At 68.8% G+C, this 19,102-nt stretch carries 21 protein-coding genes and 1 pseudogene; 21 read left to right on the top strand and 1 reads right to left on the bottom strand.

What is annotated here, in order from left to right:
* Positions 1-45: 45 nt before the first annotated feature.
* The 16 genes and pseudogenes from JOD27_RS19530 to JOD27_RS19455 all read left to right on the top strand — a co-directional run bounded on the left by JOD27_RS19530 (position 46) and on the right by JOD27_RS19455 (position 13,210).
* Positions 46-822, top strand: coding sequence for a type II CAAX endopeptidase family protein (locus tag JOD27_RS19530; protein ID WP_204763657.1), 777 nt, complete (start codon positions 46-48; stop codon positions 820-822).
* Positions 822-1,553: a LamB/YcsF family protein gene (locus tag JOD27_RS19525; RefSeq protein ID WP_204763656.1), complete on the top strand. Its 732-nt coding sequence runs from the start codon at positions 822-824 to the stop codon at positions 1,551-1,553. The genes JOD27_RS19530 and JOD27_RS19525 overlap by 1 nt, the downstream gene beginning before the upstream one ends.
* A 125-nt stretch (positions 1,554-1,678) precedes the next feature.
* The gene (rpsP, locus tag JOD27_RS19520; RefSeq protein WP_204763655.1) at positions 1,679-2,122 is read left to right on the top strand and encodes a 30S ribosomal protein S16; all 444 of its coding nucleotides are present in this window, start codon (positions 1,679-1,681) and stop codon (positions 2,120-2,122) included.
* Positions 2,119-2,358 carry an RNA-binding protein gene (locus JOD27_RS19515; RefSeq protein ID WP_030468017.1) on the top strand — a complete coding sequence of 80 codons (240 nt, stop codon included), beginning with the start codon at positions 2,119-2,121 and terminating at the stop codon, positions 2,356-2,358. Before rpsP ends, JOD27_RS19515 begins: the two co-directional genes overlap by 4 nt.
* Before the next feature lie 19 nt (positions 2,359-2,377).
* Positions 2,378-2,893: a ribosome maturation factor RimM gene (gene rimM, locus JOD27_RS19510; protein ID WP_204763654.1), complete on the top strand. Its 516-nt coding sequence runs from the start codon at positions 2,378-2,380 to the stop codon at positions 2,891-2,893.
* On the top strand, positions 2,883-3,629 hold the full coding sequence (gene trmD, locus JOD27_RS19505) for a tRNA (guanosine(37)-N1)-methyltransferase TrmD (protein ID WP_204763653.1): 747 nt from the start codon (positions 2,883-2,885) through the stop codon (positions 3,627-3,629). The genes rimM and trmD overlap by 11 nt, the downstream gene beginning before the upstream one ends.
* 153 nt (positions 3,630-3,782) lie before the next feature.
* The gene (gene rplS / locus JOD27_RS19500) at positions 3,783-4,142 is read left to right on the top strand and encodes a 50S ribosomal protein L19 (RefSeq protein ID WP_204763652.1); all 360 of its coding nucleotides are present in this window, start codon (positions 3,783-3,785) and stop codon (positions 4,140-4,142) included.
* 3 nt (positions 4,143-4,145) lie between these two features.
* Positions 4,146-4,886, top strand: a complete 741-nt coding sequence (lepB, locus tag JOD27_RS19495; protein ID WP_204763651.1) for a signal peptidase I — start codon at positions 4,146-4,148, stop codon at positions 4,884-4,886.
* Positions 4,887-4,890: 4 nt separating this feature from the next.
* The gene (gene lepB, locus JOD27_RS19490) at positions 4,891-5,754 is read left to right on the top strand and encodes a signal peptidase I (protein WP_204763650.1); all 864 of its coding nucleotides are present in this window, start codon (positions 4,891-4,893) and stop codon (positions 5,752-5,754) included.
* Complete coding sequence (locus JOD27_RS19485) at positions 5,751-6,542, top strand: ribonuclease HII (protein ID WP_204763649.1); 792 nt, start codon at positions 5,751-5,753, stop codon at positions 6,540-6,542. Before lepB (JOD27_RS19490) ends, JOD27_RS19485 begins: the two co-directional genes overlap by 4 nt.
* Complete coding sequence (locus tag JOD27_RS19480) at positions 6,542-6,865, top strand: DUF2469 domain-containing protein (protein WP_030479657.1); 324 nt, start codon at positions 6,542-6,544, stop codon at positions 6,863-6,865. Before JOD27_RS19485 ends, JOD27_RS19480 begins: the two co-directional genes overlap by 1 nt.
* Before the next feature lie 260 nt (positions 6,866-7,125).
* Positions 7,126-7,497 carry a YraN family protein gene (locus tag JOD27_RS19475; protein ID WP_204763648.1) on the top strand — a complete coding sequence of 124 codons (372 nt, stop codon included), beginning with the start codon at positions 7,126-7,128 and terminating at the stop codon, positions 7,495-7,497.
* A gap of 1 nt (position 7,498) precedes the next feature.
* A complete protein-coding gene (locus JOD27_RS19470; RefSeq protein WP_204763647.1) occupies positions 7,499-9,019 on the top strand; it encodes a YifB family Mg chelatase-like AAA ATPase in 1,521 nt (506 codons plus the stop codon).
* 782 nt (positions 9,020-9,801) lie between these two features.
* Complete coding sequence (gene dprA, locus JOD27_RS19465; protein WP_204763646.1) at positions 9,802-10,941, top strand: DNA-processing protein DprA; 1,140 nt, start codon at positions 9,802-9,804, stop codon at positions 10,939-10,941.
* 321 nt (positions 10,942-11,262) lie between these two features.
* Complete coding sequence (locus JOD27_RS19460) at positions 11,263-12,240, top strand: tyrosine recombinase XerC (protein ID WP_204763645.1); 978 nt, start codon at positions 11,263-11,265, stop codon at positions 12,238-12,240.
* Positions 12,215-13,210: pseudogene (locus JOD27_RS19455) on the top strand (FliA/WhiG family RNA polymerase sigma factor). Before JOD27_RS19460 ends, JOD27_RS19455 begins: the two are co-directional and overlap by 26 nt.
* Before the next feature lie 875 nt (positions 13,211-14,085).
* On the opposite strand, the gene JOD27_RS19450 reads toward JOD27_RS19455, so the two are convergent.
* Complete coding sequence (locus tag JOD27_RS19450) at positions 14,086-14,559, bottom strand: peptidoglycan DD-metalloendopeptidase family protein (protein WP_204763644.1); 474 nt, start codon at positions 14,557-14,559, stop codon at positions 14,086-14,088.
* 368 nt (positions 14,560-14,927) lie between these two features.
* Here JOD27_RS19450 and rpsB point away from each other — a divergent pair, with 368 nt between their 5' ends.
* The 5 genes from rpsB to JOD27_RS19425 all read left to right on the top strand — a co-directional run bounded on the left by rpsB (position 14,928) and on the right by JOD27_RS19425 (position 19,080).
* Positions 14,928-15,746, top strand: coding sequence for a 30S ribosomal protein S2 (gene rpsB, locus JOD27_RS19445; protein WP_204764009.1), 819 nt, complete (start codon positions 14,928-14,930; stop codon positions 15,744-15,746).
* A 71-nt stretch (positions 15,747-15,817) separates the two neighbouring features.
* Complete coding sequence (gene tsf / locus JOD27_RS19440; RefSeq protein ID WP_204763643.1) at positions 15,818-16,633, top strand: translation elongation factor Ts; 816 nt, start codon at positions 15,818-15,820, stop codon at positions 16,631-16,633.
* Between the two features lie 143 nt (positions 16,634-16,776).
* Complete coding sequence (pyrH, locus tag JOD27_RS19435) at positions 16,777-17,544, top strand: UMP kinase (RefSeq protein WP_372441711.1); 768 nt, start codon at positions 16,777-16,779, stop codon at positions 17,542-17,544.
* Positions 17,545-17,600: 56 nt separating this feature from the next.
* The gene (frr, locus tag JOD27_RS19430) at positions 17,601-18,158 is read left to right on the top strand and encodes a ribosome recycling factor (protein WP_204763641.1); all 558 of its coding nucleotides are present in this window, start codon (positions 17,601-17,603) and stop codon (positions 18,156-18,158) included.
* A gap of 67 nt (positions 18,159-18,225) precedes the next feature.
* Positions 18,226-19,080, top strand: a complete 855-nt coding sequence (locus JOD27_RS19425; RefSeq protein ID WP_204763640.1) for a phosphatidate cytidylyltransferase — start codon at positions 18,226-18,228, stop codon at positions 19,078-19,080.
* Positions 19,081-19,102: the final 22 nt, after the last annotated feature.

The following is a 19,102-nucleotide window of genomic DNA, read 5'->3' as shown; positions in this document are numbered from 1 at the left end:
CGCTGTAGGTCCGCGGGTAGCCGCGGCGTGACTAGATTGCAGAGCGTGAGTGAGCCGGAGTCCCTGAAGCCGAGGCGAGGCTTCATCGAGAGCGTGCGGGACATCAGCCGCAACCCGGAGCCGGAGCGGGTGGGTCAGCGCTGGGGATTTGGCGCTTTTCTACTGGTGGAGGCCGTCTTCATCCTCAGTGCGGTGTTCATCACCGCGGTGGGGAACAGCTACGGCGCGACGCTGGAGAGTTCGACCGCGCTCGTGCTGGTCGGCTCGCTGGTGCCGATCGTGCTCGCGGCCGCGGTCGCCATCGGGATCACCTACGTCCGCGGCAACGGGCCCGTCGTGGACCTCCGGCTCAGCATGACCAAGGCCGACATCGTCTTCGGTCTCAAGATCGGTGTGGTCGGCCTGGTCTTCACCTACGCCGCCGCCACCGTGTGGGCGAGGATCGTCGGCAAGGAGAACGCCACGAGTGCCGTCGGCGAGCTCTTCAGCCAGGCGAACCTGCCGCTCGCCGCCGCCATCACGATGTTCGTCTACATGAGCTTCATCGGGCCGGTCTGCGAGGAGATCATCTTCCGCGGGCTGCTCTGGGGTGCCGTTGAGCGGCAGGGCTGGAGCCGGTGGGCCGCGTTCGTGCTGACGACGGTGATCTTCGCGGTCAGCCACCTCGAACCGCAGCGCACGTGGTTGCTCCTCGTGATCGCCATCCCCATCGGCGTCGCCCGGCTGATCACCCGCAGCCTCGGGGCGAGCATGGTGGCGCACGTGATGAACAACTTCCTCCCCGGACTGTCCCTCCTGCTCCTCTCGGCCGGTGTCATCTGATGGATCTGAACAGCGACCTCGGCGAGGGCTTCGGCATCTGGAGGCTAGGCGACGACACCGCGCTGCTGGGCATCATCACCAGCGCGAACGTCGCGTGCGGCTTCCACGCCGGCGATCCGTCGACGATGCGGAGGGTGTGCGAGGAAGCCGCGAAGAACGGCGTCAAGATCGGCGCGCAGGTGTCGTACCGCGACCTCGCGGGCTTCGGCCGACGGTTCATCGACGCCGACCCGACCGAGTTGGCCGACGAGGTCCTCTACCAGATCGGCGCGCTGGACGCGTGCGCGCGAGCAGCAGGCACCGAGGTCGCGTACGTGAAGCCGCACGGCGCGCTCTACAACGCGACGGTGCACCACGAGAAGCAGGCGGAAGCCGTGGTGAACGGCGCGAAGGCGTTCAAGGACCTCCCGATCCTCGGCCTGCCCGGCTCCCAGCTGCTGAAGAAGGCGGTGGCAGCCGGCCTGAGGCCAGTGCAGGAGGCGTTCGCCGACCGCGGCTACACCCCGCAGGGCACGCTGGTCCCGCGCAGCGAGCCGAACGCCCTGCTCACGAACACCGCGCAGATCATCGAGCGGGCGAGGAGACTGCTGCAGGGCGAGCTCGTCGCGGTCGACGGCACGGTCATCAAGACCCAGGCGGAGTCGCTGTGCGTACACGGCGACACGCCAGGGGCGGTCGAGCACGCGCGGGCGGTGAAGGACGCGCTCGGGGCGGTCACGTCGTTCGTGTAGAGACCCGATTCGGATCCACCAGCCCCCATCTGGCACAATTGCCGTCTGTTCCGCCGCGGTCGGCCCCTCTGCCCGGGCCGCGGCCGTGTGCATCACCAACACAGAGTTCAAGGAGTACCAGGCCAGTGGCCGTCAAGATCAAGCTTCAGCGTCTCGGCAAGATCCGCCAGCCGTACTACCGCATCGTGGTCGCCGACGCGCGCACCCGTCGCGACGGCAAGGCCATCGAGACGATCGGCAAGTACCACCCGAAGGAAGAGCCGTCGTTCATCGCGGTCGACTCCGAGCGCGCGCAGTACTGGCTGGGTGTCGGCGCGCAGCCGACCGAGTCGGTCCAGCGTCTGCTGGAGATCACCGGTGACTGGCAGAAGTTCAAGGGCCTGCCGGGCGCCGAGGGCACCCTGAAGGTCAAGGAGCCGAAGCCGTCGAAGGCCGACCTGTTCGCCGCCGCTCTGGCCGCCGCGAACGAGGAGCCGATGACCGAGGCCACCACGCCGAAGGCGAAGAAGGCCCGCAAGGCCGACGAGGCCCCCAAGGCTGACGCCGAGGCGCCCAAGGACGAGGCGTGAGTTTGTTGGCTGACGCCCTCGAACACCTCGTTCGCGGCATCGTCGACCACCCGGACGACGTCCGGGTGAACCTCGTCACGACCCGCCGCGGCCGCACCCTCGAGGTCCACGTCCACCCGGACGACCTCGGCAAGGTGATCGGTCGTGGCGGTCGCACCGCGACGGCTCTGCGCACCGTGATGGCCGGTATCGGCGGTCGTGGTGTGCGGGTCGACGTCGTCGACACCGACCGCTGAGAACGAGCTTTCAGGGCAAATGGACGTAGTTGTCGGCCGTGTGGCCAAGGCGCACGGGATCACCGGCGAACTCGCCGTTGACGTGCGCACTGACTCTCCCGAGATGCGTTTCGCGATCGGGGCGAAGATGCAGGCCAAGCTGCGTGACGGCACGTCTCGAAGCCTCACCGTGACAGCCGCCCGGCCTCATGCCGGGCGGCTGCTCGTGCGTTTCGAGGAAGTCGCCACGCGTGACGTCGCGGAGGCGTTGCGCGGCACGTTGCTGCTGGGCAGCACCGACGACCTGCCGCCGACCGAGGATCCGGACGAGTTCTACGACCACGAGCTCGAAGGGCTCACGGCCGAACTCCTCGACGGCACGAAGATCGGCACGGTCAAGGAGATCGTCCACGGTCCCGGCGGCGAGCTGCTCGTGATCATCCGTGATCGCGGGGAGGCGCTGGTGCCGTTCGTGCGCGAGATCGTGCCCACCGTGGACGTGCGCGGAGGCCGTGTCGTGATCGACCCGCCAGAGGGCCTGCTCGATGCGGATTGACGTCGTCACGATCTTCCCGGAGTACCTGGCGCCGCTGCGTGCCGCGTTGCTCGGGAAGGCGATCGACAAGGGCCTGATCAGCGTCGGCGTGCACGACCTGCGCGACTGGACGCACGACGTGCACAAGGCCGTCGACGACAGCCCGTACGGCGGTGGGCCCGGCATGGTCATGAAGGCCGACATCTGGGGTCCCGCCCTCGACGACGTGTGCACCGAGCAGACGCGCCTCATCGTGCCGACGCCGGCTGGACGCGCGTTCACGCAGGCCGTCGCGCACGAGTACGCGAACGAATCGCACCTCGTCTTCGCGTGCGGCCGCTACGAGGGCATCGACCAGCGCGTTGTCGATGACGCGTCACGGCGCATGCGCGTCGACGAGGTGTCCATCGGCGACTACGTGCTGGTCGGCGGCGAGGTGGCCGTGCTCGCGATCGTCGAGGCGGTCGCGCGGCTGCTGCCCGGTGTGCTCGGCAACCCGAAGTCGCACGCCGAGGACTCGTTCCAGGACGGGCTGCTCGAAGGCCCGAGCTACACGCGGCCGGAGGTGTGGCGCGGTCTCGCCGTGCCGGACGTGCTGCGCTCGGGAAACCACAAGCTGATCAACCGCTGGCGGCGTGACCAATCGCTCGTCAGGACCTTCCAAAGGCGTCCTGACCTGCTGGAATCGTTGCCTGAGGACGCGTTCGACAAGCACGACCGGGCACTGCTCGCGCGCCTGCGCGAAGGCGAGGAGTAGCCCGATTTCATTCCGGAGTGCCTGGTCTGGCACACTGGACCAGTTGCCGCAGCCGGTGCCAAACCGGCATGCGCTCCTAGCCGACCCCCATCATGTCGTGCACAGTCATGGAACATGCTCTGGGGAGTTCACAGACACACGTGAGGACCACCGATGAACATCCTGGACGCACTTGACGCCCAGTCGCTGCGCTCCGACATCCCGAGCTTCCGCGCGGGTGACACGCTGAAGGTCCACGTCCGCGTCATCGAGGGCTCGCGCGAGCGCGTCCAGGTGTTCCAGGGCGTCGTGATCCGTCGCCAGGGCGGCGGCGTCCGCGAGACCTTCACCGTCCGCAAGGTCTCCTTCGGTGTCGGTGTCGAGCGCACCTTCCCGGTGCACTCGCCGAACATCTCCGAGATCGAGGTCGTGACCCGCGGTGACGTGCGTCGCGCCAAGCTGTACTACCTGCGCGACCTGCGCGGCAAGGCTGCGAAGATCAAGGAGAAGCGCGAGGCCAAGCCGGTCTCCTGATCGGTGGCCTCAAGCCCAGAAGACTCGGAAGACGCCTCCGCACCGGACGAACCGGAGCGGGGGCGTACTCCTGTCTGGAGAGAGATTCTCTACGTCGTCGTGACGGCCGTCGTGCTGACGGTGCTGATCCAGGCGTTCGTGGCGCGGGTCTACGTGATCCCCTCGGCGTCGATGGAACACACGCTGCACGGCTGCACCGGCTGCGAGAACGACCGCGTGCTGGTCGACAAGGTCACCTACCGCTTCAGCGACATCGAGCCGGGCGAGGTGGTCGTGTTCCGCGGCCCCGAGGCGTGGACCACGAACGACTTCCGTGCCGCGCCGTCGTCGAACCCCGTTGCGCGCGTTGTGCAGAACATCGGTTCGTTGCTGGGCATCGCGCCCGCGAACGAACGTGACTTCGTCAAGCGCGTCATCGCGCTGCCCGGCCAGACGGTGATGTGCTGCGATGAGCAGCACCGTGTCGTCGTGGACGGCAAACCGCTCGATGAGCCCTACATCTACTGGCAGCCCGGTACGTCGCCGGCGGACCACGAGCCGTTCGCTCCCGTGCGCGTGCCGGAGGGGCGGTTGTTCGTCATGGGGGACAACCGGATGAACTCCACCGATTCCCGCAAACAGGGCGGCGGGGGCGTAGCGGGCACAATCCCCGTCGAGAACGTCATCGGGAAGGCCCGCTACATCGTTTTCCCCAAAGATCGGTGGAGTGTTGTGTCGGATCACAACCCGCAGCCCCTAGGCTGATCTCGTGGTTGACGTCGATCCAGAGCAGACCCCGTCCAGCGACGAACCGGCTTCGGACGCTTCGGATAAAACATCGAAGAAGAAGAAAAAGGGCAACTTCTGGAAGGAACTGCCTGTCCTCATCGTGGTCGCGTTGGGCCTCGCGATCGGAATCCAGATCTTCCTCGGCCGCGTCTACATGATCCCGTCGGAGTCGATGGAAGCGACGCTGCACGGGTGCACCGACTGCTACGGCGACCGCGTGCTGGTGGACAAGGTCACCTACCGCTTCACCGACCCCGGGCCCGGCGACGTGATCGTGTTCCGCGGGCCGCCGTCGTGGCAGAACGACTTCGTCACCGGCGAGCCCGGCAACCCGATCTCCGAGGGGTTGTCGTGGCTGGGGTCGCTGATCGGTCTGCCGTCGGCGAACGAGGAGGACTTCGTCAAACGCGTGATCGCCGTCGGTGGGCAGACCGTGAAGTGCTGCGACGAGCAGAACCGCGTGACGGTCGACGGCAAGCCGCTGGACGAGCCGTACAAGCACTACGACGAGGGCACGCCGGCCGAGCAGGAGTCGTTCGAGGAGCTCAAGATCCCGGACGGCATGCTGTTCGTGCTCGGTGACAACCGCAACCACTCGTGCGACTCGCGGTGCCAGGGCCAGGGCGGGCTCAACGGCCTGGTGCCGGTGGGCAACGTGATCGGCAAGGCGCGCGTGATCGTGCTGCCTCCGTCGAGGTGGGGCGGCGTGTCGGACCACAACCCGCAGGTCGTCTCGATGGGCGCGCCGGGATGGCAGGAGAGCGTCCCGATGGGCGTGGGTATCGTCGCTGCGTGGCCGCTTCTGCTGCTCGGACGTCGAGTGCGAGACCGATTCCGCCGATGACCATGCTTTTACCGCCACGCGCCGTAGTGCGCGGCTCGTCGGGGAACTGGGCGCTGCAGGGCACGCTGGAGCGGCGTGGGCTGGGGCCCGTCGCCGGCGTGGACGAGGCGGGACGGGGGCCGTGCGCGGGGCCATTGGTGATCGCGGCGTGCGTGCTCCGGCCGGGTGACGCGGCGCGGTTCGAGGGCCTGAACGACTCGAAGCTGATGACGGCTTCGGCGCGCGACCGGATGTACGACCTGGTGCTGAAGCGTGCTGTGGATCACTCCGTGGTCGTCGTGTCGCCCGCCGAGATCGACTGGCTGGGCATCCACGTCATGAACCTCGAGGGCATGCGGCGTGCCGTCGCGCAGATGTCGACGCATCCTGGATATGTGCTCACGGATGGTTTCAAGGTGCCGGGGATGCCCGCGCCGAGCGTCGCGGTGATCAAGGGTGACCAGGCGGCGGCGTGCGTGGCGGCGGCATCGGTGCTGGCCAAGGTCACGCGGGACCGGATCATGGCCGATCTGCACGAGCGCTACCCGCAATACGGCTTCAACGAGCACAAGGGCTACTGCACGCCGGACCACACGGCGGCGTTGATGGAACACGGCCCGTGTGCTGAGCATCGCTGGTCGTATGTAAATGTGGCAGCGGCGGCGTCGAAGCACGGTCTCGCCGCGCCGCACAGGGTGGCGCGCGGCACGACCGTGACCGCCGTGGTCCAGAATGATGCAGCCCCGGTTGACGCCGGGGAGCTCGCGACGAGGGAGGGCGCGGAGCAGATGACCCGCGCGGAGGCGTAATGAGTGCAGAGGATCTCGAGAAGTACGAGACCGAGATGGAGCTGTCGCTGTACAAGGAGTACCGCGACATCGTCAGCCAGTTCTCGTTCGTCGTGGAGACCGAACGGCGTTTCTACCTGGCCAACTCGGTGGACGTGCAGGTGCGCAACGCCGACGGCGAGGTGTACTTCGAGGTGCGCATGTCGGACGCGTGGGTGTGGGACATGTACCGCCCCGCGCGGTTCGTCAAGAACGTTCGTGTCATCACGTTCAAGGACGTGAACGTGGAGGAGCTGGACAAGCCGGACCTCCGCTTGCCGGAAAGCGGACCGTTCCCCAGCTGAGCCTTCTTCTGGGGGCAGGCATCTCACGGCAGCGGCCCCGTGTCCTCGTGCTTCGTCGCACGAGGGCGCGGGGCCGCTGCCGTCGGGTCAGGGACAGCCGCAATAGCACACCCCACCGACAAATCCGCCGTTCCAACATCGACAACGGCCGACTTGTCCACAGCCCCTGAGTTGTCCACAGATCCCCGCCACCCCGGCCTCCCACCCCGCCCCACCCTGCAAGGTCGTACCCAACGACCCCCAGGAAAGCGAGGGCAGTGGTGGTACGGGCACTGGTCGAGAGCAGGCAGCAGGAGCTGGGCCGTCAGGGCGAGGACCTGGCGTGCCGGTACCTGGAGGAGCAGGGCCTGGTCGTCCTCTCCCGCAACTGGACGTGCCGCGACGGCGAGATCGACGTCGTGGCGGTGGAGGGCGACCGCCTGGTCGTCTGCGAGGTCAAAACCAGATCCGGCCCGGTCTGGGGCCGCCCGGACGAGGCCGTCGACCAACGCAAGCTCTCCCGCCTGCGCCGGACAGCCCTGCGCTGGCTCGCCGCGCACGGCGTCGGCTGGTGCCAGGTCCGAGTCGACCTGATCTCCATCACCTGGCCGCCCGACGGCGAACCGGTGCTGCAACACCTGCGGGGAGCCTGACATGGCCCTCGCGCAGGCGTGGTCCGTGGCGCTCTACGGCGTCGACGGCCTGGCGGTCGAGATCGAGGCCGACGTGGGAGTGGGCCAGCCCCGCACGCATCTACTGGGCCTGCCCGACGCGTCCTTGCACGAGTCCAAGGAGCGCGTGAAGGCCGCCGTCCGCAACAGCGACGAGGAGTGGCCGAAGCAGCGCATCGTCCTGGGCCTCTCCCCGGCCAACCTGCCCAAGGGCGGCAGCAGCTACGACCTGGCCATAGCCTGCGCGACCCTGGCGGCCTCCGGCTCGGTGCCTCCGACGCGCCTCTCCGACACGGTCCTGCTGGGTGAACTGGCGCTCGACGGCCGGGTCCGCCCGGTCCGGGGCGTCCTCCCGGCCCTGCTGGCGGCCCGCAGAGCCGGCCTGTGCACGGCGATCGTGCCGGTCGACACCCTGCCGGAAGCGGCCCTGGTCGACGGCGTGGAAGTCCACGGCGCGCTCACCCTCTCCGAGGTTCTGGCCTGGCTGCGCTCGGAAGACGTGACCCTGCAATCGCCGCCGGACTCCGAAACCACGCCCATCCCGGCGACCCCGGACCTGGCCGACGTGGTGGGCCAGCCAGAGGCCCGCTGGGCCCTGGAGGTGGCTGCCGCAGGCGCCCACCACCTGCTGCTGACCGGTCCGCCGGGCACCGGCAAGACGATGCTGGCCGAGCGCCTGCCGGGCCTGCTCCCACCCCTGACGAGGGAAGATGCCCTGGCGGTGACGGCGGTCCACTCGGTGGCAGGCACGCTCTCGCCCGACTGCCCGCTGGTGTCCAGGCCACCGTTCGTCGACGTCCACCACACGACCTCGATCGCCGCACTGATCGGCGGAGGCAGCGGCATGGCCAAACCAGGCGCCGCCTCACGAGCCCACAAGGGCGTCCTCTTCCTCGACGAGGCCTGCGAGTTCGGCCAGAAGACCATCGACACCCTGCGCACGGCCCTGGAATCCGGCGAGATCCGCATCCCGCGCCGCGACGGCATAGCCCGCTACCCGGCCCGCTTCCAGCTGATCCTCGCCACGAACCCCTGCCCCTGCGCCCCGCCGAAGGAGATCGACTGCACCTGCACCACCACAGTCCGCCGCCGCTACCAGGCCCGTCTCTCCGGCCCGCTTCTGGACCGCGTGGACCTCCGTGTCCGCATGCGAGCCACCACGGCCATGGCCAACGCCGACGCCATCCCACCCGAACCCACAGCCGTGGTCCGCGAACGCGTCCTCAAAGCCAGATCCCGAGCCGCCACCCGCTGGTCCGCCCACGGCCACACCTGGCCGGCCAACGCCGTGGTCCCAGGCCCAGCCCTGCGCCGCGAGTTCGCCCTCGCGCGGCAAACCACGGCCCTGCTGGACCGAGCCCTGGCCACCGGCGCCCTGACGGGCCGAGGCGCCGACCGCTGCCTGCGCGTGGCCTGGACCCTGGCCGACCTGGCCGAGTCCGACCGCCCCACAGCCGACCACGTTGCCGCGGCTCTCCAATTCCGAGAACGCCGAGTGCCCTGACCCAACCCAACTCGCCGCACGTCAACCGCCAGACACAGCCGCCCCCTAGACAGCCGGTCGCCGAGTCCACCCCTGCTCCGCGACCGGCCCCGATCGAGCAGACCGCTTGGCCCACCCCTCGGCGGAGTCAACCCGCCAGCCTCTGAAGCCACCGGTCGCGGAAGCACCCCGCTTCCTGTCCGGCTCGGACCCAGCCGGTACCTGCTCACCCATCGCGACGAATCAGCCGACGCCCCAAGGCAGCCGGTCGCGGAGCTCACCCCCGCTCCGCGACCGGTGCAGGTCGAGCGGGCCGCTCGTCCCCCTGCGGGCGCCCGCTCACCTGACCCGCATCAACTGAATCTGTCCGAGACGAACCGTCGAGCGTGGAGTCAGCCTCCCGAGGCCGAGAGCCGCAACCGCGCGGAAGGTCTCACCCCAAGCCGCCGGTCGTGGAGCCCACCAAGCCCCGACTCCGCGACCGGCCCTGGCCGAGCGAGGGCGCCCGCACACCCCCAGCGGGTGCCCCGCTCACCCAGGACCCCGAAGCCGCCAGGCGCGGAGCCCACTCCCACTCCGCGCCTGGCACCTGTCCGACCCTCGTGCCCGCCTTCCAGCCACATCCGAACAGGAGCCGAACCCATGCACCCTTTCCTCATCCCAGCCGTCTCACCCGCGGCTTCGTCCGTGCCTGCCCTGTTCCAGCTGCCGTTGACAGTCCGCAGGAGCGTTGCCGGTGCCAGCCCGCCCAGCCCGTGGCGTCCTGACCCCTGGCAGCGGTGGCTTCCCTGGTGGTGGTTCCGGTGACCGCGCCCCCGACCGACGCCGTTCGCCTGGCCAGGGCCTATCTGTCCCGCGTCGCCGAGCCCTTCCCGGCGGCACTCGCCGCACTCGTTGCCGAGGTAGGCCCCGTGGAGGCTGCCGAGCTGGTGCGCGCCGGCGAGGTGTCGCCGTCCGTCGCCAGTCAGACCTCTGCTCGTCGGGCCGAGGAGCGTGTCCACGAGGACCTGGAGCTCGTGACCAAGCGGGGTGGGCGGCTGATCATCCCTGAGGACGACGAGTGGCCGCGGTGGCCGTTCGTGGCGCTTGGGGGTGTTGCGCCGCAGCGGTGTGGAGGGGAGCCGTTGGCGTTGTGGGTGCGGGGGCCGCACGATCTCGCTGAAGCTGCTGACAAGGCCGTGGCGATCGTGGGTTCTCGGGCGGCCAGCGGGTATGGCGAGCATGTCGCTGCCGAGTTCGCGTATGGGCTGGCGGAGACCGGTGTGACCGTCGTATCCGGTGCGGCGTATGGGATTGACGGTGCTGCCCACCGTGGTGCGCTAGGTGGCAACGGGTTGACCGTCGCGGTGTTGGCGTGCGGTGTCGACTTCGCTTATCCCGCTGGGCATCAGGGGTTGCTCGGCAGGATTGCGAGGGAAGGGCTGATCGTCAGCGAGTATCCGCCCGGCGTGACGCCTGCGCGGCATCGGTTTCTCACGCGCAACCGGCTCATCGCGGCCTTGGGTGGCGGAACCGTGGTGGTGGAGGCCGGGCGGCGCAGCGGGGCCAAGAACACGGCCGCGATCACGCTTGCGCTGGGGCGGCCGTTGATGGTGGTGCCTGGGCCCGTCACGTCGGTCAGTTCGGTGGGGTGTCACGAGTTGTTGCGGGACGGGCAGGCTGTGCCGGTCGGGTCGGTCGCCGAGATCGTCGAGTCGGTGGGGCGGTTCGGTGACGACCTCGCCACCGAGCCCGCCGAGAAGGAGAGTGCGCTCGGGGCGCCGCAAGGGGAGGCCATGCGGGTGTACGAGGCCCTGGGGAAGCGGTGCGGAGTCAGTCACGAGGTCGTGTCGGTCGAGTCCGGGGTGCCGTTGGAGCGGGTTCGGGCGTTGTTGCCGGAGTTGGAGCTCGCCGGGCTGGCTTTGCAGGTCGACGGGGGCTGGCAGAAGGTGGAGGTGCAGTGATCGGATAGTCCATTGTGGACGGATGGCTGCGAAGTTGACCTGCACGTTCGCCTGTTGTTGTGCGGTGTGAGGCCGATAGCGGGTGACGCCATGGCAACGATGTCGCACAGTTGAGGCCGGTGGGCGGGTCGATCGGCTGTTCGGGTGGCGGCGGCGACAGTCGGCGCTACTCCGAAAGGTGATCTGTGTACGCCGTTGACCTCCTGGTCGTTACAGGGAGTTGAGACGTTGTCGTGCCCGCGGCCATGAGAGCGCTCTCAAATGGCGCGAGGGTGTGGCGATACTTGACCAAACGCCCCGACTGGCGCAGCGTCTTGGCCTATGTCCCCGCCGCCGCATGGTCGGACACGCCGAGTCGACCTCGTTCGCCTGCGCGAAAAACTGCCGGCGTCTGTTGCGGACGTGTTGCGGAAATACGAACGGCATCTCACCTTGGAGCGCGGTCTCTCGCCACACACTGTGCGCGCTTACCTGGGTGACGCGGTGGCGCTGTTGGGACATGTCGCGGGGAATGACCCGGAAAACGCTGATGTCGGGCGCATCGACCTGACCGGTTTGCGGTCGTGGCTTGCCGCGCAACGCACGGCAGGGGCCAGCCGCACGACACTTGCGCGACGTGCTGCTGCTGCACGTACCTTCACCGCGTGGGCGCATCGTGCGGGTCATTTGGCCGCGGATCACGGCCAGCGGCTCGCTGCTCCGCGGCCGCACCGGACGTTGCCGTCCGTGTTGCGCGCGGACCAGGCGAAGGACGCGATGGCGGCCGTATCCTCTGGCGCTTCCGAAGGCGATCCGGTTGCGCTGCGTGATCAGGCCGTGGTGGAGTTGCTGTACGCCACAGGTATCCGCGTGGCCGAGCTCTGCGGTCTTGATCTCGACGACGTGGACTACTCCCTAAGGGTGATTCGAGTTCTGGGCAAAGGTGGGCGCGAGCGCAGCACGCCGTTCGGCGTGCCGGCCGAACGAGCACTGCGGCGGTGGGTGGACGAGGGGCGAAACGCCCTGGTAGCCCCGGATTCGCCGCCGGCGTTGTTCCTCGGTGCCCGAGGTGGCCGGCTGAACCAGCGCGCCGTGCGCACTCTGGTGCACGAGGTCGTCGCCGTGGTACCGGATGCACCCGACATCGGGCCGCACGGGTTGCGACACTCCGCTGCGACCCATTTGCTGGAAGGAGGAGCGGACCTGCGCACCGTCCAAGAACTGCTTGGTCACGCTACGCTCGCAACGACTCAGCTTTACACACACGTCACTGTCGAACGGCTGAAGGCGATCCATGACCGAACCCACCCCCGTTCCTGACGCCGCAGGGGGAGGATCGCGTACGGCGACCGTGCCCCCTGAACCCATCGTGCCCGCGCCCGCTTCGACGCAGGCGAGCAACGGGCACCGTCAGAACGGTGCGCCGCGCACCGAGGCGAGCTCAGAGCCCGGTGCCGACACGCATGTCAACGGCACGCCCGCGGCCGTTCCGACTGCTGTGACGCGCGCGGACGTCAGGTCCGGTGACGACGTCGAGGCCGGCATCGTCGCGCTGTGGCGCGGTTACGGCGAGTCCCGCGAGCAGAGCCAGCGCGACCGCCTGGTGCTGCACTACGCGCCGCTGGTCAAGTACGTCGCGGGCCGGGTCGGCACGGGTCTGCCCGCCCACGTGGACGTGGCCGACCTGATCCAGTCCGGCATCTTCGGCCTGGTCGACGCCATCGAGAAGTTCGAGCCGGAACGCGGTCTCAAGTTCGAGACCTACGCCATGCAGCGCATCCGCGGTGCGATCCTCGACGACCTCCGCTCGCAGGACTGGGTGCCGCGCTCGGTCCGCAGCCGCGCCCGCGACGTCGAATGAGCCCTGGAACGCCTCGGCGCCAAGCTGCAGCGCACGCCCACCGACCGCGAGCTCGCCGCGGAGCTCAAGATCGGTCTGGCCGAGCTGCGCGAGCTGTACGGCCAGCTCCAGCTCACCAGCGTCGTCGCCCTGGACGAGCTGATCGCCCCGAACAAGGGCGGCTCCTCCCTGGCCGAGTCGCTGCCGGACGACGCCGCGGAAGACCCGGTGGCGAGCCTCGTCGACCAGGACAGCCGCCGCCAGCTGGCCGACGCGATAGCGCAACTCGCCGAACGCGACCGCGTGGTCGTGACCCTCTACTACTTCGAGAACCTGACCCTCGCCGAGATCGGCAAGGTCCTCGGCGTCACCGAGTCCAGGGTCTGCCAGCTGCACACCCGCGCCGTCCTGCGCCTGCGCACCAAGCTCAACGAGCAGTCCGAGGCCTGAACCCCGCCTCCTCCCTCACCCGCAACCCTGCAGCAGCCGCCGGGCTGCCACACGGCCGTACCGGCACGCCGCCGCGCATCGGGATCGCTCCGCGCGGGTGCGTTGAAGAGCCGTACGAGCCTCACAACATGGCCTTAAACCTCTTTCCACTGCTTGCCGGGGCTAATTCACTCGAACGGGTGGGTCTTGGAGTTGCTCCAAGCACGCCGCGTACCTGTCGGAGTCGGGCACGCGATTGCGGGTTGAGCGGCCTCCGATCACGTGCTGGTGGTGAGACCGCGAACGGGATCTTGGGTTGGGTTCACCTGGCCTCGGTGGGGTGTGGGCTGGGGCGAAGGGGGCGTTCGAGGGGCTGGGGCCGGGGCGGAGGACGGGGCTGAGGACGGTTGATTTCCGGGGCGAGTCGGCCCGGTCTGCGGGACGCGGCTGGACCGGGGGCCGGGGGCGGGGGCCGGGGGCCGGGGGCGAAGCCTGCCTGGGGTGTCGCGGCGGTGGGAAGATGCGGGTTGGCCTCGGATCTCGCGCGGAAGGCGAGGCCGCGGACGGGTGGTCTCGGGGTCGGGTCCGTCTGTCGTGTGCGATACGGGGTGGCGTTGGCTGAGCGTGGGAGCGATCTGCTACCAAAGTGCTTGGGCGACGTGTCCCCCTGAGTGCTTCGGGCGGCGTGTGCGCGGCCGGTGGGTCGGCGGCCTCGGGGTAGTTGGGTTTGGGCTGTCGGGACAGGTGTGCCGGGAGGGGGGCCGCCTCCCGGCACCTGCCGGGCGCTTGCGGCGCGCAACGGGGTCGCGCCGCGGTCGGCCGCCGGGGGCGGCAGAAAGCGCCCGATCGGGCCGCTGCGGGCGGGACAGCCGCGCCACGCAGCGGGGGGTGAGGGGTTAGCTGCCTCGCGGTGGGCCGGCGACTGGTAGCAGGCGGATTCGGCCCGGTGTCACGAGCCGCAGCGGGTCCAGGTATTCGTCGCCCCTCCTGGCGCCCCAGTGCAGGCACGGGGAGGCGCAGTGGCCCTCCTGGAGGTGGCCGATGACATCTCCTCGGCGCACTGGGTGGCCTGCCGCCACGGTTGGCGATACCGGCTCGTAGGTCGTGCGCAGGCCGCCTCGGTGGTGGATGGACACCAACGTCCGGGATGCCACGGCTCCCGCGTAGACCACCACGCCGTCGCCCGCCGCCAGGACGGCCGTGCCGGCTGCGGCGGAGAGGTCCACGCCTCGGTGGCCGGGGCCGAACGGGGTGGCCGGGGTCTCGAAGGCGCGCACCACCGGGTGCGGTGGCGGCAGCGGCCAGGAGAAGCGGGTAGGGGCCGGGGTCAGGAGGGTCGCGAGCAGCAGCGCGGTGGGGAGGAAGGGCATGGGTCAACGGTCGGGTAGGGGTGGCTTGGGGACCAGCGGGTATCGGGGAACTGTGGATTACTCGCGGGTTGTGGATAAGTCCCGCCGGGGGTCAGGGGGCGATTCGAAGTTTGTCGGGGGTGGGGAGTAGACTTTTGGGCGCGTCCCGTCTGTGCGCGGGACGACTTCGCGTGCCAACGCAGATCCGACCAGCTGATCCCAGCCGGGTCGAGTCACGACGTCCGACGGTCCTGACGGTGGAGAAGTCCTCCGCGGGTGCGGGCGGCGGCATCGGCACCAGGGCACCGAGTCACCCGGCTCGGGGCGTCAACCACACCGACGCGCAAGGCGAGACCGAGCGCGTCCTACAGATGAGGTGCGAACCGGCCATGGCCGTCGTAACCATGAAGCAGCTGCTCGACAGCGGCGTGCACTTCGGGCACCAGACCCGGCGCTGGAACCCGAAGATGAAGCGCTACATCTTCACCGAGCGCAACGGCATCTACATCATCGACCTGCAGCAGACGCTGACCTACATCGACCGGGCTTACGAGTTCGTCAAGGAGACGGTCGCGCACGGCGGGTCGATCCTGTTCATCGGTACCAAGAAGCAGGCGCAGGAGGCCATCGCCAACGAGGCGCTCCGCGTCGGCATGCCCTACGTGAACCAGCGCTGGCTGGGCGGCATGCTCACCAACTTCTCGACGGTCCACAAGAGGCTTCAGCGGCTCAAGGAGCTGGAGTCGATGGAGCAGACCGGCGGCTTCCAGGGTTTCACCAAGAAGGAAATCCTGATGATGAACCGCGAGAAGGACAAGCTGGAGCGCACGCTCGGCGGTATCCGCGACATGTCCAAGGTGCCCAGCGCCGTGTGGATCGTGGACACCAAGAAGGAGCACATCGCGGTCGGTGAGGCTCGCAAGCTGAACATCCCGATCGTGGCGATCCTCGACACGAACTGCGACCCGGACGAGGTCGACTACCCGATTCCGGGCAACGACGACGCGATCCGCTCGGCCGCCCTGCTGACCAAGGTCGTGGCCGAGGCCGCCGCCGCCGGTCTCATGGCCCGCTCGGGCGCCCGCCGCGACGCCGCCGACGGCCAGGACAAGCCCGAGGCCGGGAGCGACGAGCCGCTGGCGGAGTGGGAGCAGGAGCTCCTCACCAACTCGGCCGAGGCCCCGGCCGAGCAGCCCGTCCAGTCCTGATCTCCCCCACGCGGCGCCCGGGAACACCGGGCGCCGCGTGACACAAGCGCGTACATCGCAGAAGGAAAACGATGGCGAACTACACCACCGCGGACGTCAAGAAGCTCCGCGAGCTGACCGCCGCCGGCATGATGGACTGCAAGAAGGCGCTGGACGAGGCTGACGGCGACTTCGACAAGGCCGTCGAGATCCTGCGCATCAAGGGCGCCAAGGACGTCGGCAAGCGCGCCGAGCGCACCACGTCCAACGGCCTCGTCGCCGTCAAGGACGGCGCGATGGTCGAGCTGCGCTGCGAGACCGACTTCGTCGCCAAGAACGCCGACTTCATCGCGCTGGCCGACGAGATCGTCGCGATCGCCAAGGCCAACAAGGTCGCCGACGTCGAGGCCCTCAAGGCCGTCGAGGTCGACGGCAAGTCGGTCGACGCTCTGGTCCAGGAGTTCTCCGCCAAGATCGGCGAGAAGCTCGAGCTGGCCAAGGCCATCGACTTCGACGGCACCGTCTCGACCTACCTGCACCGCCGTGCCGCGGACCTGCCGCCGGCCGTCGGCGTGCTGGTCGAGTACACCGGTGACAACGCCGAGGCCGCCAAGGGTGCCGCGATGCAGATCGCCGCGATGCGCCCGAAGTACGTCACCCGTGACGAGGTGCCGGAGGAGCTCGTCGCCAACGAGCGCCGCATCGCCGAGGAGACCGCTCGCGAGGAGGGCAAGCCGGAAGGCGCGCTGCCCAAGATCGTCGAGGGTCGCGTCAACGGCTTCTTCAAGGACGTCGTGCTCCTCGAGCAGGCTTCCGTGACGGACAGCAAGAAGACGGTCAAGGCTCTCCTGGACGAGGCCGGCGTGACGGTGACCCGTTTCGCTCGGTTCGAGGTCGGCCAGAGCTGATTCGCATGAGGGCGGGGTTGCAAGCACCGGCGACCCCGCCCTTGGCGTGTCCGCAGACTTCACTCTGGTGAGGTGTGTTCGCGGAAAGCGCGAACCGGGTCGTTCCGCGTGACAGCGGGGAGACCCCGCACCCCCAGTTCCCAATGGCGCGAGGTGAGGGACCAGTGAGCGAAGAAGGTAGCCACGGCTACAACCGGGTGATGCTCAAGCTCGGTGGCGAGATGTTCGGCGGTGGCGGTGTCGGCGTCGATCCCGACGTCGTCCAGACGGTCGCCCGGCAGATCGCGGCCGTCCACTCCTCCGGCGTGCAGGTGGCCGTCGTGATCGGTGGTGGCAACTTCTTCCGCGGGTCGGAGCTCCAGCAGCGCGGCATGGACCGCTCGCGCGCCGACTACATGGGCATGCTCGGCACCGTCATGAACTGCCTGGCGCTGCAGGACTTTCTCGAGCGCGAGCACGGCATCGACACCCGCGTGCAGACGTCCATCCAGATGACGCAGGTCGCCGAGTCGTACATCCCCCGCCGCGCGATGCGCCACCTCGAGAAGAAGCGCGTCGTGATCTTCGGTGGCGGCGCGGGCCTGCCGTACTTCTCCACGGACACCACGGCCGCCCAGCGCGCCCTGGAGATCGGCTGCGAGATCGTCCTGATGGCCAAGGCCGTCGACGGCGTCTACACCGCCGACCCCAAGATCGACCCCGACGCGTTGATGTTCGACAACATCACCCACCGCGAGGTGCTGGAGCGCGGCCTCAACGTCGCCGATGCCACGGCCTTCAGCCTCTGCATGGACAACAACATGCCGATCCTCGTCTTCAACCTCCTCACCGAGGGGAACATCGCGCGCGCGGTGCGTGGTGAGAAGATCGGCACACTGGTCAGCACCCCCGGTGGCCGCCCGGCCTTCTAGACCTGCTGGGATCTGACAGGAACCGGGAAGAAGAACACGCAGAGCAAGGAGCAGTCGTGATCGACGAGACCCTCCTCGACGCCGAGGAGAAAATGGAAAAGGCGGTCTCGGTGGCGAAGGAGAACCTCGCCTCCGTTCGGACCGGTCGTGCGACTCCCTCGATGTTCAACCGCATCCACGTCGACTACTACGGAGCGCCGACGCCGCTGAACCAGATGGCGAGCATCACGGTTCCCGAGGCGCGCATGGCGGTCGTCAAGCCGTACGACGCGAGCCAGCTGAACGCGATCGAGAAGGCCATCCGGGACTCCGACCTTGGCGTCAACCCCGGTAACGACGGCAACATCATCCGCGTCGTGATCCCGCAGCTCTCCGAGGAGCGCCGCCGGGAGATGGTGAAGGTCGCCAAGCAGAAGGGCGAGGACGCGCGCGTCTCCGTCCGCGGTGTGCGCCGCAAGGCGAAGGAAGAGATCGACCGCCTCGTCAAGGACGGTGAGGTCGGCGAGGACGACGGTGCACGTGGTGAGAAGGAGCTCGACGCTCTGACCCACAAGTACACCGCGCAGGTCGACGAGCTCGTGAAGCACAAGGAAGCCGAGCTCCTCGAAGTCTGATGTTCCTGATTGTTTCGCCCGGCCGAGTCGGCACAGGCGTAGTAGCTCTGGCCGGGCGGAGGTCGTGATGGGAGCACAGGTGGCAGGCAGTCCCGCGGACGTGCCCGCGTCGAAACCGTCGCGCGCGGGTCGTGACCTGCGGGCGGCGATCCTGGTCGGCGTCGGGCTCGGCGCTGTGATCATCTTGTCGCTGCTCACCGTGCGACAGACCTTCATCGGCATCGTCGCGGCCGCCGCGGCGGTGTCGACGTGGGAACTCGCGCAGGCCTTCCGCAAGGGCGGCATCAACGTCGCCCTCTGGCCGGCGCTCATCGGCGGCCAGGCCATGATCTGGCTCTCGTGGCCGTTGGAACGCTCCGGCCTGATGACCGCCTTCGTGATCACCGTCCTCGTGTGCATGATCTGGCGGTTCCGCGGTGGTTCGGACGGTTACCTGCGCGACCTCAGCGCGTCCGTCTTCACCGTCGCGTACGTGCCGCTGTTCGCGGCGTTCGCGGCCATGCTGGTCGTCCCGGAGGACGGCACGGGCCGCGTGTTCGCGTTCCTCATCGGTGTCGTGCTGTCCGACGTGGGCGGCTACGCGGCCGGTGTGTTCCTCGGCAAACACCCGATGGCACCGACGATCAGCCCGAAGAAGTCCTGGGAGGGCTTCGCCGGTTCACTGGTCGCCGGAATGGTCGGCGGCGCGATCACGGTGGTCACGTTCCTCGACGGCCAGTGGTGGCAGGGCGTGCTGTTCGGCGCCGCTCTCGTCGTCACGGCCACGGCGGGCGACCTGGTCGAGTCGCTGATCAAGCGCGACCTCGGCATCAAGGACATGGGCAACCTGCTGCCGGGGCACGGCGGCCTGATGGACCGGATGGACTCGCTCCTGCCGTCCGCCGTCGCCTCCTGGCTGATGCTGCACCTCTTCGTCCAGTGACGGTTTCCGCGCAACGCCGCAA

Source organism: Lentzea nigeriaca, assembly GCF_016907955.1.
Taxonomy (GTDB): Bacteria; Actinomycetota; Actinomycetes; order Mycobacteriales; family Pseudonocardiaceae; genus Lentzea; species Lentzea nigeriaca.
Note: the sequence above shows the minus strand (reverse complement) of the source record. Positions and strands in the feature narration are given on the sequence as shown.